At 62.7% G+C, this 12,387-nt stretch carries 10 protein-coding genes and 1 pseudogene; 6 read left to right on the forward strand and 5 right to left on the reverse strand.

The window, feature by feature from the left end; genetic code table 11:
* A pseudogene (locus I6F28_RS05820) lies at window positions 1–211 on the reverse strand (outer membrane protein); the annotation flags it as partial.
* Window positions 212–335: 124 nt separating this feature from the next.
* The gene (locus tag I6F28_RS05825) at window positions 336–3,587 is read right to left on the reverse strand and encodes an outer membrane protein (RefSeq protein WP_225139462.1); all 3,252 of its coding nucleotides are present in this window, start codon (window positions 3,585–3,587) and stop codon (window positions 336–338) included.
* Window positions 3,588–4,022: 435 nt separating this feature from the next.
* Between I6F28_RS05825 and I6F28_RS05830 the strand changes: the two genes are divergently transcribed.
* Together I6F28_RS05830 and I6F28_RS05835 are read left to right on the forward strand one after the other, a co-directional pair.
* Complete coding sequence (locus I6F28_RS05830) at window positions 4,023–5,000, forward strand: AraC family transcriptional regulator (protein ID WP_109144350.1); 978 nt, start codon at window positions 4,023–4,025, stop codon at window positions 4,998–5,000.
* 283 nt (window positions 5,001–5,283) lie between these two features.
* Window positions 5,284–5,970, forward strand: coding sequence for a hypothetical protein (locus I6F28_RS05835; protein ID WP_225111768.1), 687 nt, complete (start codon window positions 5,284–5,286; stop codon window positions 5,968–5,970).
* Between the two features lie 109 nt (window positions 5,971–6,079).
* On the opposite strand, the gene I6F28_RS05840 is transcribed toward I6F28_RS05835, so the two are convergent.
* Window positions 6,080–6,325 carry a hypothetical protein gene (locus I6F28_RS05840; protein WP_036005707.1) on the reverse strand — a complete coding sequence of 82 codons (246 nt, stop codon included), beginning with the start codon at window positions 6,323–6,325 and terminating at the stop codon, window positions 6,080–6,082.
* 260 nt (window positions 6,326–6,585) lie between these two features.
* On the opposite strand from I6F28_RS05840, the gene I6F28_RS05845 reads away from it, so the two are divergent.
* Window positions 6,586–7,029 carry an SRPBCC family protein gene (locus tag I6F28_RS05845; RefSeq protein WP_225111767.1) on the forward strand — a complete coding sequence of 148 codons (444 nt, stop codon included), beginning with the start codon at window positions 6,586–6,588 and terminating at the stop codon, window positions 7,027–7,029.
* A gap of 156 nt (window positions 7,030–7,185) precedes the next feature.
* Window positions 7,186–7,764 carry a c-type cytochrome gene (locus I6F28_RS05850; protein ID WP_225111766.1) on the forward strand — a complete coding sequence of 193 codons (579 nt, stop codon included), beginning with the start codon at window positions 7,186–7,188 and terminating at the stop codon, window positions 7,762–7,764.
* 41 nt (window positions 7,765–7,805) lie between these two features.
* Here the strand turns inward: I6F28_RS05850 and I6F28_RS05855 are convergent, their stop codons facing one another.
* Complete coding sequence (locus I6F28_RS05855; protein WP_225111765.1) at window positions 7,806–9,131, reverse strand: Hsp70 family protein; 1,326 nt, start codon at window positions 9,129–9,131, stop codon at window positions 7,806–7,808.
* A gap of 123 nt (window positions 9,132–9,254) precedes the next feature.
* A complete protein-coding gene (gene zigA / locus I6F28_RS05860) occupies window positions 9,255–10,460 on the reverse strand; it encodes a zinc metallochaperone GTPase ZigA (RefSeq protein WP_225111764.1) in 1,206 nt (401 codons plus the stop codon).
* Window positions 10,461–10,712: 252 nt separating this feature from the next.
* Here zigA and I6F28_RS05865 point away from each other — a divergent pair, with 252 nt between their 5' ends.
* On the forward strand, window positions 10,713–10,850 hold the full coding sequence (locus I6F28_RS05865) for a hypothetical protein (RefSeq protein ID WP_167361641.1): 138 nt from the start codon (window positions 10,713–10,715) through the stop codon (window positions 10,848–10,850).
* A gap of 469 nt (window positions 10,851–11,319) precedes the next feature.
* Window positions 11,320–12,324 (forward strand): Bug family tripartite tricarboxylate transporter substrate binding protein, encoded by a 1,005-nt coding sequence (locus I6F28_RS05870; RefSeq protein ID WP_036023325.1) that lies wholly within the window; start codon window positions 11,320–11,322, stop codon window positions 12,322–12,324.
* Window positions 12,325–12,387 lie beyond the last annotated feature (63 nt).

Here is a 12,387-nt window from a genome sequence, read left to right on the forward strand (position 1 = left end):
CCGTCCCGGTTGCGAGCGCGCCGGGATCGAAGGTCGCCGTCGGATCGCTCCAGCCATAACCGCCATGCACGCCGGCGTAAAAACCGGTCCAGCTGAATGCGACCGGCGCGGGCGGCGCCTTGGTGTAAGCCCTGCCGAGATCGGCCGCGGAGGCGGCGTGGGAGAGACAGAGAGCCGAGATCAGGAGAGTACCGGAGACAATGGATTTCATGACTTCCCTCAAATTGCGCCGAGAGGCGGCGCACCCATGGAACGATTCAGTAGCGGCTTTTCGCCTGCCTATTTCACAGAGGTGATCGCAACCACCATCTGCATGCGCGTTTGCCACCGTGCACCTAGTCGCAATAGCAGAAGCCATAGACGGCACCGATCTTCGCAATGTGAATATCCGCACTGGTCTTTCGCGACGTGGTGTCTGCGTTCGACCTGAAAATGGTCGTGGTGCCCAGGGTCTGCGTGCTCGAGCTGGTCCGTGTCTCGTTGCGGTCGATGTCGAAGTGCATGTAGCGATATTCGCCGCGCAATGACCATCGCTGCGTCAGCTTGAACTCGCCGCCCGCGCCGGCCGTATAACCCGCCACCCACTTGCCGTTGGGCCCTTCGAAATTGCCGGGATCGGGAAAAGTGAAATGGCCCAGCGCCAGGCCGCCGAGACCGTAAAGCATCAAGTTCGGGGTCACGAGATAGCCGGCCCGGCCGATCACGCCGACGTTCGAGCGCAATTGCTCGCTGGCCTGCATCGCCACCTGATTGACACCTGTCGTCACGACACCGTTGGAAACTTGCCGGGTATTCCTCGTTTGCTCGCCGACCGTCTTGAACGCGACATCGGAGAACAGCGTGCCTTCGATCTGACCGCCGGCCACGACATTGCCGGCTCGCCAATTGTAGCCTGCGAACAGGTCGACCATCGAGCCCATCGTGTCGCCGACGGCATTGCCGCGGGTCGTCGTGCTGACGACGCCATTCGTCGTTAGCACGGCGCCATTGAAATTCTGCTGCGCGGAGTCGGCCGTCGAGGCGAGGTTCTGTCGGGCGCGGCCTGCGCCGGCAGCGAAATAGGCGCCGAGATAGGGGCCCGCCCAGTGGTCGCTGGGCGCGCCAGGCATCGCGGCCATGGCCGAACGCGGTCCGCCTTCACCGAACCGGTAGACCATGCCGATCTTCCCGGTGTGGAAATCGGCATTGATCTGACGATGGGTGCTGTCGGTGGACACAGAGGTCCTGGAGGATCCGGTCGATTGCGAGTTCGATGCGAATTTGCTGGATTCGTCGCGGTCGAAGCCGTAATGCGCATAGCGATACTCGCCACGCAGCGACCAATTGCCTGTCAGCTTCACTTCGCCGCCGGCGCCCAATGTGTAGCCGGCCACCCACTTGCCGCTGGAATCGCCGCGGCTGAAGTCCCCGTCTGCGTTAGTGAAATGCCCCAGCGCCAGACCCCCGAGGCCGTAGAGCAGCACGTTCGGTGTCACCAGATAACCGGCCCGGCCGATCACGCCGACATTCGAACGCAGCTGCTGCGGAGCCTGGCTCGCGGCGGTTTGCGAGCCCGAGAACCGCGAGGTGACAGCTCCGTTCGAGGTGTCGACTGAGGTGAATGTCTGAGGACCGATGGTGTTGAACGTAACGTCGGAGAACACCGAGCCTTCGATCTGCCCGCCGGCCACGACATTGCCGGCGCGCCAATTGTAGCCCGCGAAAAGATCGACCATCGAGCCCGTCACGTCCCCGACGGGACGGCCGCGCGCCGATTCAGTGCTGGTGGAGGTCGTGGTCCCGACGCTGGTGGTCGTGCTGGTCCTGCTGTTGTTCGTTGCGATGGTTTCCGCCGCACGTCCGGCACCGGCACCAAAATAGGCACCGATATAGGGTCCCGCCCAGCCGTCGCTCCAGGCCGGGCCCGGCGGTGCCGCCATCGCCGACCGCGCGCCTGACGCGCCGAATTGGTAAACCAGTCCAACCTTGCCGACGTGGAAATCGGCATCGATATGCCGCCGGTGGACGGTGCTGTTGGTGGACGTGTTGGTGCCGCCGCCCGATACGGACGTCGACGAGTTGCCTGACGGCTCGTTACGGTCATATCCGAAATGCATGTAGCGGTATTCGCCGCGCAGCGACCAGCTGTCCGTCAGCTTGACCTCGCCGCCCGCGCCCGCGACATAACCGGCCACCCATTTGCCGTTCTTGTCGCTGACCTGCGCTTCCGGGTCGGGATAATTGTCGGGATAGGTCAGGTGCCCCAGCGCCAGGCCTCCGAGGCCGTACAGCAGCACATTCGGTGTCACCAGATAACCGGCCCGGCCGATCACGCCGACGTTCGAGCGCAATTGCTGCCGGTCCTCGATGCTGTTCGTCCCCGATTCTGTCGAGGTGACGACGCCGTTGTCGCTCGACACCGAGCTGTATGCCTCGTTGCCGACCATCCTTGTGGTGACGTCGCTGAACAGGGTGCCTTCGATCTGCCCGCCGACCACGACATTGCCGGTTCGCCAATTGTAGCCCGCGAACAGATCGACCATCGAACCGGTCATGTCGCCGGCGAGATTGCCGAATCCTGATCGCGTGAACGCCGACGACCCGCCGAGACTGCTGGCATTGCCTTCGTCGTCGATTCTCGTGGAGGTCTGCCTTGCCCGTCCGGCGCCGGCGCTGACGTAAGCACCGATATAGGGGCCGGCCCAGCTGTCACCCCAGGCGCCTGCGAATGAAGACCCGCGTGCTGCCGAAGGTATCGCCGCCATTGCGGACAGCGGCCCGGAATCACCGAATTGGTAGACCAGACCGATCTTGGCCAGGTGGAAATCAGCATTTATGCGTGACGAAAAGGATTGACTGCTAGTCGAGACGGACGTGGTTGCGCCCGTCGCCGAGTTGGCCGTTGAGCTGGCGGCTGCGCTCCGGTTGAAGCCAAAGTTCAGATACCGATACTCGCCGCGCAGCGACCAATTGCCGGTCAGCTTCAGCTCGCCGCCGGCGCCGACCGTGTAGCCGGCCACCCATTTGTTGTTGTCACCGCCGAAAGGATCGGCGCCGTCGGCAAAGGTAAAGTGACCGAGCTCGAGGCCGCCGAGGCCATACAGCAGCAGATCCGGACGCGCGAGAAAACCGACCCGGCCGATCAGCCCGACCCGCGAGCGCAGCTGCTGGTTGCTCTGCACGATCGCCGTGCGGGCACCCGTCGAGGTCACCGCCCCGAGCAGCACGTTGGTGCTGACGCTGTTGAGCGTCTCGTTGCCGAACGGCTTCAACGCGACATCGGAAAAGACCGTGCCTTCGACCTGTCCGCCCGCCACGATACTCCCGGCCTGCCAATTATACCCCGCGAACAGGTCGACCATCGAACCGGTCACATCGCCCGCAAGATTGCTCGCAGTCGTTCCGGCCAGGGTCGAGCTCGACGTCACAACACCGGCGTTTGTCGAGACAGAACTGTTACCGAAACGGCCCGTCGAGGATTCCGTCACACGTCCGGCACCCGCGCCGAAATAGGCGCCGATATAAGGCCCGGCCCAGCTATCCACCCAAGCGGGTCGGGGTGGCGCCTTCACAGAGAGGTCGGCGGCCAGAGCTCCTGCAGAAACCATGATCGAGGCGCCAGCCAATGAAGCGCCCGTCAGTGATGTCAGCTTTTTCACTCCACCCCCCAATTCCAATTCCAAAGCAGGCGCTCCAAAACCACAGGAACGCGCCCCGTCAAAAGGCGTAGCGCACCACGCCCTTGCCGCCGTCGTTTGATGGCTAAGTTACTGACACGTCATGGCCATCGGCTTCTTGTCCTGGCCTGCACCCGAGTTGAACGATTCCGCATCGTCTGCCCTTTTCGGAATCCATGTTGCTCGGTGGATACATTCGCCCGTTCAAAGCATGACGAAGTTTGACAGCGACGTGCTCGACTTAGACTGGCGCGCGCAGCCAATTGGTTCTCGCAGAGAATGCGGCGCTTTACCGCACACGTAGCGCTTGCGCCGCGATAAACTCTGCGGCGGTATCAAGTTACACCTGAACTTTGCCGTGCAACGATGTCCAAGGTCGTATTCGCTTCGGATCAGCTTCCCGCGCATCTTGACGAAGGTGCGCGCCAGCGGCTGTGGCTCGACCTGTTCACCGACCATTTGTGCGCGGCGGACATTTCGTTCTTTCCCGATGCGCCGTTTTACTCGCGGTCCGAATTCCTGAAACTCGGCGATATCGCGGTCACCCAGCTTGAGGCTAATATTCAGACGGCAGTTCGTACCCAGCGTCACGTCGAAGCCGATACCCGCGGCGACTACATCATCGGCACCACGTTCAACGGTGTGAGTACGCTGATCAGGCAGGAAGGCCGCGAAGCCATTCGCGGCGCGGGGGAGGCGATGCTCTATACCAACGCCGCGCCGATCGCGTCGCAACTTGATGGGCCGATCGCCTTTCGCGGCATCACGGTGCCGCGCGCGCTGCTGGCCGAGCGGCTGCCGAATTTCGAGGACCTTGCCTTGACGCCGTTGGCTGCATCGCCGGCCTTGCGTCACCTGGAGCGCTATCTCGCCATCGTCATCGACTCCGACATCGATGCCGACCTCGTGCTGAAGGAGAACATCGGCACGCATCTCATCGATCTGGTCGCGCTGGCCCTCGGCGCCCGCGGCGATTCAGCCGAGCTTGCGACGCGGCGCGGGTTGCGTGCCGCGCGGCTGCAGGACGTGATCGCAGATATCAGGGGGCGTTTCGCTGATCCGTCGTTTTCGCCGAGCGAACTTGCACGCAAGTTAGGGCTTTCGCCGCGTTACGTCCAGGAACTGCTGCAGGAGACCGGATCGAGCTTTACCGAACGTGTCACCGAGCTGCGGTTGCAGAAGGCACGGAAGATGCTGCTCGATTCCCGCTACAACCGATCGAAGATCAGCGATATCGCCTATGCCTGCGGATTCAACGAGGTGTCCTACTTCAACCGCTGTTTCCGCCGCCGCTTCGGAACTTCGCCGAGGCATTATCGCCGCGATGTCGGCGAGCCGATGTGATCGGACGCGCAGTCCGGCGCTCGGCTGGCTCGCGTCCACCACGCACCATGATCGCCTCCGATCGTGTCGTGGCTGCGGCTTGCCAGGCGGAGACACCTTGCCGCCGCTGTTGGTGTTGAGGCAAAGTGTCCGCAAGAAAGTCAGGGCTATCGCATATGACTAGTGGCGGCCTGCGCGCACTCAGCCCTCATCCTGAGAGCCCGCCTAAAGCGGGCATCTCGAAGGATGGCCGCAAGGAGAAGCTTTCAAATGCGATAGCCCCGCGCAAGGCAGGGAGGTCAGCATGTCACTGCTCGGCAAGGCCGCCGTCGCGATGTGGTGGAGTGTCCGCCCGGAGCAGCGCAGCGAGTTCGGTGACTGGCATTCGCACGAGCACTTTCCCGAGCGGATGAGCATTCCCGGCTTTCGCCGGGGTTCGCGCTGGACCAGCGCGACGGATGCCGAGGGCTTCTTCGTGCTCTACGAGCTCGAGCACTACGGCGTTCTCACGTCGAAGGGATATCTCGACCGGCTCAATGCGCCGACGCCGTGGTCGACGAAGATGATGCCACATCATCTCGGCATGGTGCGCAGCCAGTGCCGGATCGCCGCGAGCTTTGGCGGCGGCATCGCAGGCGCGCTCGCCACCATCAGGCTGTCGCCGCTCAACGGACGGGCCGCCGAGCTACAGGCCCACCTTCTCGATACGCTTGGCGCTCTCGCCTCCAAGCCGGGGCTGACGGGCGCCCACCTCCTCCTGACCGATACGCCCAAGACGAGTTCGCCCACCACTGAACAGCAAATCCGCGGCAATGACGGTGCCGCCGACTGGATCATTCTGGTGTCAGGTTACGATATCGATGCGGTTGACGCTGTCATCGCCGGACAGCTCTCGCCGCCATCGCTTCAAAGAGCGGGCGCGCAGGATGGTCCGACGCCAGGTCGTTACAGATTGGCGTTCACAATGACACCGAATGACGTTGGGGCCTAGGCCGAGCCGATCAAAGAGCGCGCCGCTGCTCCGCAAAGAACTTCCTTGCCGCGGCTTGAAGTTTGCGCCCATCGTTTGGTCGTAGACCGACAATGAGCGCCTCCTGAACTCATTTGGGCGTCGAGCTCTTCTTGGAGGATTGTCCGCCAGGGGTGCTGCTGCCCGAGCCGTCCGTGGTGCCGGTCGACGAGGTCCCGGTCGTCATGCCGCCTTTGGTTTTGTCATTGTTCTTCGTGGTGTCGCTTGTTCCGCCCACCCCGGATTGCGCGCCTCCCTGTTGCTGACTGGGTTGCGCCATTGCGGTGGATCCCATCATCGAGGCGATCACTGCGCCCAGCATGAGCTTCTTGATCATCTGACTGTCTCCTGTTCTGATCGCGAACAACAAGCCGATACGCTCCGTGTTCCTCACGTGCGCGGTTAAACCAGGAGAGAGCTTCTGCGCTCTGCGGTCCCTGCGCAGGCAGGGTTCTCGCATATGAGGGGTTCGCGGTCCCGGCACCCGCGACAAAAAATCCGCAAAGTCCTGTCGGATCAGCGACGTCCCGGTCGTCCTCGTGACATGAATGGGCCATAGAGGCCAGCTCGGGCCCATCAACACTGAGGATAACAACCATGCCCAATACCGTCCGCCTGCACCGCGTTCTCGCCACCAGCCCGGAGAAAGTCTATCGCGCCTTCCTGGAAGCCGACGCGATGGCGAAATGGCTTCCGCCGAACGGCTTTACCTGCACCGTGCAACATTTCGAGCCCAAGGTCGGCGGCACGTTCAAGATGTCGTTCCGGAACTTCACGACGGGCAACAGCCATTCGTTCGGCGGCGAATATCTCGAGCTCGTGCCGGGCGAACGTCTCCGCTACACCGACAGATTCGACGACCCCAACCTGCCCGGCGAAATCCAGGTGACCGTGATCCTGAAGAAAGTCTCGGTCGGCACCGAGATCGACATCACGCAGGCCGGTATCCCCGACGTCATTCCACCGGAGGCGTGCTATCTCGGCTGGCAGGAATCGCTGCGTAATCTGGCCAGGCTCGTCGAGCCGGAGATCAATGAATAGCGGTCAGTATGGTAGGGTGGGCCAAGCGACTTGTCCGCCGTAGCTCGACGAGCGAAGGCGGAAGCGTGCCCACCACCAACGGTCTCTCAACCTCGCAAAGATGGTGGGCACGGCGCGCGAAGAGCGCGCCTTTGCCCACCCAACGGCACTTGCCAGATGGCGCGCACGGCGGAGCGCGCCTTTGCCCACGCGGCGGCACTGGTGTGCAGTCTTGATATGCATCAAGCCGTCAAGACGGCGAAGCGGCTAGGAGCAGACGTCTTCCCTGCGCGCGTCGGAGGCGAAATGATGCGATCTGCTGTCGAATGGTTGATCATTGCCGGTCTTGCCGCCGGTTTCGCCACCGCCGCCAAGGGCGAAGACGTCGATATCGGCAAGGCGGAATTTCAGTCTTCGTGCGCGAGCTGTCATGGCACTGACGCGAGGGGCAACGGACCCGTCGGCAGCCAGCTCAAGACCCGGCCTTCCGACTTGACCGTGCTGACCAAGAACAACAACGGGGTGTTTCCCACCAACGCCGTCTACGAAACCCTGTATGGGTCGAAATCGGTCCCGGCGCACGGCACCCGTGAAATGCCGATCTGGGGCGAGCGGTTCAACCCCATCGTCAACCTGCCTCACGCCGTGGATTCCTATTACTGGCAAAAGGCAGGGCCGCAGCAGAACCCGGAGGTCGTCGTGCGGACTCGGATTCTCGCCGTGATCGACTACCTGAACCGAATTCAGCAGAAATAGCGATCGAACAGCGTCGCCGCACAGACGCCGAACGCCGCCTGCTATGCCTTCGCGGCAGGTGCACCGCCTGCCGTCCAGCGCTCGGGATCCGGACTGTGCCCGATCAGCGCCAGGCCATAGGCGATCGACTCGAACTGGTCGCCGGACATCAGGCGCTCGTTGCCGAAGCGGTCGGCGAACAATTTTCGGACCGCAGGCACAAACGAGGTGCCGCCGGTCAGAAACACCTTCTCCACCTCGCGCGAGGCGATGCGGGCCTCGGCCAGCACCTTGTCGACGGTGGCACCTAACCGGGCGATGTCGTCGGCAATCCAGGCTTCGAATTTCTTCCGCGTGATGGCCGCGCCGATGTCGACGCCGCCGCCCCTAAAGCGGAAGTCCACCTCGTCCTGCGCCGAGAGCGCCACCTTGGCGTCGGACACCGCGCGGTAAAGCGCAAAGCCGAGGTCGAGATCGACGATAGTGATGAAGTCCTCGAGCAGCTCGGGCTTCAGCGCGGTGCGCGCGAGCTCGCGGAGCTCGCGCAGATCGCCGTTGCTCTTCATCATCGCGAGCTGATGCCAGCGCGCCAGGTTCGTGTAGTGCCCGGTCGGGACCGGCAGCACCTTGTCGAACGAGCGGAAGCTGGAGCCCTTGCCGAGCCGCGGCGACACGATGTGGTCGACGATGCGATAGTCGAAGGTGTCGCCGGCAACGCCGATGCCGGCATGGCCGAGCGGCTCGGCGCGAAGAACGCCGCCCGTACGCGAGAAACGCATCACGGAAAAGTCGCTGGTGCCGCCGCCGAAATCGGCCACCAGCACGGTGGCATCGCGCTCCAGCCTGCGGGCAAACGAGAATGCCGCGCCCACGGGCTCGTAGACATAGCGCGCGTGGCCGGCGCCCAAGCGCTCGAACGCGGCGCGGTAGCGCTGCATCGCCAGCGCCTCGTCGGGATTGCCGCCGGCAAAGCGCACAGGGCGACCGACCGTGATGTTCGCCGCCTCGAAGCCGAACTTGTCCCCGCCATGGCGCGCCAGCGTGCGCAGGAACGCCGCCAGGATGTCCTCGAATTTGTAGCGCTGCCGGAAGACTTGCGTGGTGTTGAAGCTCGAGCTCGCTGCGAAGGTCTTGAACGATTGCAGGAAACGGTAGACGTGGCGTCCTTCGAGAAACTGCTCGATCGCCCATGGCCCGCCCTCCGCCTGGGCACCGGCGCCCGGCCGGTCCTCCCAGAAGCACAGCGCCGACACGTAGACGCTGTGACGCTGCCCGCCATGGTCGAAGCGAATGGCTTCGACCCGTCGGTCGTCCGCCGCCAGCGCAACGACCGTGTTGCTGGTGCCAAAATCGATGCCGATCGAGACGGCGGGCGAGGCGCTCGACATGAACCACTCTGAATGATGCTTGGAAAGGGGGCAGAGCACTAACGGCTTTACCGTCCCCTTGCAAGACCTGGTCCGAGATGGTCGAGCGCGGACCTCACGTCGCGTGGCTGGCAGGCACGTCGATCAGTTGGACTGATCGCCTCGACGCCAGGCCGGAAACGGATCGGCGAGAGCGGACCATGCGGCGATGTCCATGGTGGACGTATCAGGGACAAGGCATGCGTCCAGCCTGCCACGGATCTCGGCCTCGTCCATGCCGGTGCCGATGAACACGATCTCCTGGCGACGATCGCCGTACAGCTTGTCCCAATACTGGCCGAGCCGCTTGCGCCAGGCCTCATCGTTCGGCCACCGCTCCTTTGGAACGCTCGCCCACCAGAACCCCAGCGCTTCGGTCCTCACAATCGCTCCCGCCTGGCTGATCTCGCCGAGCCATTGCGGCCTCGTCGCCAGCCAGAAATGACCCTTCGCCCGGATCACGCCTGGCCAGGATGCCTTGACGAACTTGTCGAACTTCGCCGGATCGAACGGCCGGCGGGCGCGGTAGACGAAGTTCTTGACGCCATATTCCTGCGTTTCAGGCACGTGGTCGGCGAAACCATAGAGCTCCTTGTACCAGAGCGGATGCTGCTGGGCCTTCTCGAAGTCGAACCGGCCGGTGTTGAGCACGCGGTCGAACGGCACGCGGCTGTGATTGGCCTCGATGATGTCGGCTTCGGGATTCAACGAGCGGATGATCTGCCGTGCCGCCTCGCGCTGTTGCGGCGAGGCATCGTCCACCTTGTTGAGGACGATCACGTCGGCGAACTCGAGCTGCTCCACGAGGAGATCGACCAGCGTCCGCTTGTCGCCGTCCAGCGCCTCGCCGCGCTCGCCGAGGAACTCGGTCGAGGAATAGTCCTTCAGCAGGTTGGCGGCGTCGACCACCGTCACCATCGTGTCCAGGTGGGCGATATCGGAGAGGCTTTCGCCCTCTTCCGAGCGGAAATCGAACGTCGCTGCGACGGGGAGCGGCTCCGAAATGCCCGTCGATTCGATCAGCAGATAATCGAAGCGCCCGCTTTCGGCGAGCGCACGTACTTCCCTCAGGAGATCGTCGCGCAGGGTGCAGCAGATGCAACCGTTGGTCATCTCCACCAGTTTCTCATCAGTCCGCGAGAGGTTGGCACCACCATCGCGGACCAGGTCCGCATCGATGTTCACCTCGCTCATGTCGTTCACGATTACCGCCACTTTCAAGCCGTGCCGATTGTTCAGGACGTGATTCAGCAAAGTGGTCTTTCCAGCCCCGAGGAAGCCGGACAAGACGGTAACGGGGAGTTTGGGCATGGAGATCGAACAGCCTCTTGAGGGGGATGGGCCGAGGACGACGAGACACGGCATCTCACTATGTAATGTTATAACATTACATTCGCTATACGACCTGACCCTGTCAAGGCGCTCGGTTCACCGCCTATGCCGCAATGCGGAAGAAAGAATGCTGCTATGCAAACAAGAGCATGGACGCTGGCATCTGGCATACATAGATTGTTCCCAGAAATGAGACAGCAAGACTGACTGTTCTCAAGAAAGGGATTTCCGATGTCGAAGACCGCTTCCGTCGCTCTTGCGCCCTCCTCCTCGCTGTTCGCGCGCCTGATGGCCGCGATCGACGGCTTGCTGCTGGCGAGCGCCGAAATCTCCAATCGCAACGGGGACTTGCCGCGTTTCGGCCTGTAAGAAGGCCTTCGCTGCCTCACCGAACGGGCGACGGCACAGAAGCCAAAAACACGGTGTTTGACCAAATGGCCCCGCCTGTCGGGGCCATTTCTGTTTGGCAGCGCCCTCCCTCGCAGGCGAGCGGAACTGCGACGATTAGTCCGCCGAGGCCAACCGACGATTCCGGTTGTTTGTCTACTGGCATTTCGCATACCATCCATTCAAACAAGAATGGTTGCACGATTCAAAAGTGTAAGGACGGGGAAGCGTAACGCAGGACGGAAGGCCGAGTGGCAAGTTTTGCCGCGCCCTTGGCGAAGCCTTAGCCGAAAGATGCGGATGCCGCGCGTTATCCCTGCTCATACAGTTTCTATCGGGACTGCCATGGGTGCTAGACCGCAAGGGTAATCCCGGGGCATGTGACTCGGGATGGGCTAACGCAAGCCGACAAAGAGCGGCTGCGTTGAGGGTTCGACAGGGAGTGAACAAGATGAAGCCATTCGTTCTGAATGTCGCGTTGGCGGCAATGGTGATGTCGTGCGCGAGCAGCACCGCTAGCCGTGCCGCCTGGGAGCCGGTCCGTCCGGTCGAGTTCATCGTGCCCGCGGGCACAGGCGGCGGCGCCGACCAGATGGCGCGCACCATCCAGGGCATCGTCACCAAGCACAATCTGATGAAGCAGCCGCTGGTCGTCATCAACAAGGCCGGTGGCGCAGGCGGTGAAGGCTTCCTCGATGTGAAGACGTCGGCGAACAATCCGCACAAGATCATCATCACGCTGTCGAACCTGTTCACGACGCCGCTGGCGACGGGCATCCCCTTCAACTGGAAGGATTTGACTCCGGTTGCGATGCTCGCGCTCGACGAGTTCGTGCTTTGGGTGAATGCCGAGAAGCCGTACAGCTCCGTGAAAGACTATGTCGAGGCCGCGAAGAAGGCACCAAGCGGCACGTTCAAGATGGGCGGCACTGGATCCAAGCAGGAAGACCAGATCATCACGGTCGGGATCGAGAAGGCCATCGACGCCAAGTTCACCTACATTCCCTACAAGGGCGGCGGCGAAGTCGCGGTGCAGCTGGTCGGCAACCACGTCGATTCGACCGTCAACAACCCGATCGAGGCGGTCGCGCAATGGCGCGGCGGCAAGCTCCGTCCGCTCTGCGTGTTCGACGCCCAGCCGATGGCCTATGACGAGCCGATCGCCGACGGCAAGGCCTGGAAGGACATTCCGACCTGCAAGTCGCAGGGCCTTGCGATGGAATATCTCATGCTGCGCGGTATCTTCATGTCGCCCAAGGCCACGAAGGACCAGGTCGAATATTACGTCGAGCTGTTCAAGAAGGTCCGCGCCACGCCGGAGTGGCAGGAGTTCATGAAGAGCGGCGCCTTCAACACGACCTTCCTGACCGGCGCCGATTACGCCAAGTGGATCGAGGCGGAGGAGAAGCGGCACGAAAGCCTGATGAAGGAAGCCGGCTTCCTCGCATCGAATTGAGCCTGGCATCGATGACGGCCGAGGATGCTGTGCGTCCTCGCGCCGGCAGCGACTGCGAAAGAC

The organism is Bradyrhizobium sp. NBAIM14, assembly GCF_020193895.1.
In the GTDB taxonomy this organism is placed as follows: Bacteria; Pseudomonadota; Alphaproteobacteria; order Rhizobiales; family Xanthobacteraceae; genus Bradyrhizobium; species Bradyrhizobium yuanmingense.

Excerpts from the sequence above, each read along its gene's own strand:
- I6F28_RS05825 (WP_225139462.1), bottom strand. The coding sequence starts at position 3,587 with ATGGTTTCTGCAGGAGCTCTGGCCGCCGACCTCTCTGTGAAGGCGCCA.
- I6F28_RS05830 (WP_109144350.1), top strand. The coding sequence starts at position 4,023 with ATGTCCAAGGTCGTATTCGCTTCGGATCAGCTTCCCGCGCATCTTGAC.
- I6F28_RS05835 (WP_225111768.1), top strand. The coding sequence starts at position 5,284 with ATGTCACTGCTCGGCAAGGCCGCCGTCGCGATGTGGTGGAGTGTCCGC.
- I6F28_RS05840 (WP_036005707.1), bottom strand. The coding sequence starts at position 6,325 with ATGATCAAGAAGCTCATGCTGGGCGCAGTGATCGCCTCGATGATGGGA.
- I6F28_RS05845 (WP_225111767.1), top strand. The coding sequence starts at position 6,586 with ATGCCCAATACCGTCCGCCTGCACCGCGTTCTCGCCACCAGCCCGGAG.
- I6F28_RS05850 (WP_225111766.1), top strand. The coding sequence starts at position 7,186 with ATGGCGCGCACGGCGGAGCGCGCCTTTGCCCACGCGGCGGCACTGGTG.
- I6F28_RS05855 (WP_225111765.1), bottom strand. The coding sequence starts at position 9,131 with ATGTCGAGCGCCTCGCCCGCCGTCTCGATCGGCATCGATTTTGGCACC.
- zigA (WP_225111764.1), bottom strand. The coding sequence starts at position 10,460 with ATGCCCAAACTCCCCGTTACCGTCTTGTCCGGCTTCCTCGGGGCTGGA.
- I6F28_RS05865 (WP_167361641.1), top strand. The coding sequence starts at position 10,713 with ATGTCGAAGACCGCTTCCGTCGCTCTTGCGCCCTCCTCCTCGCTGTTC.
- I6F28_RS05870 (WP_036023325.1), top strand. The coding sequence starts at position 11,320 with ATGAAGCCATTCGTTCTGAATGTCGCGTTGGCGGCAATGGTGATGTCG.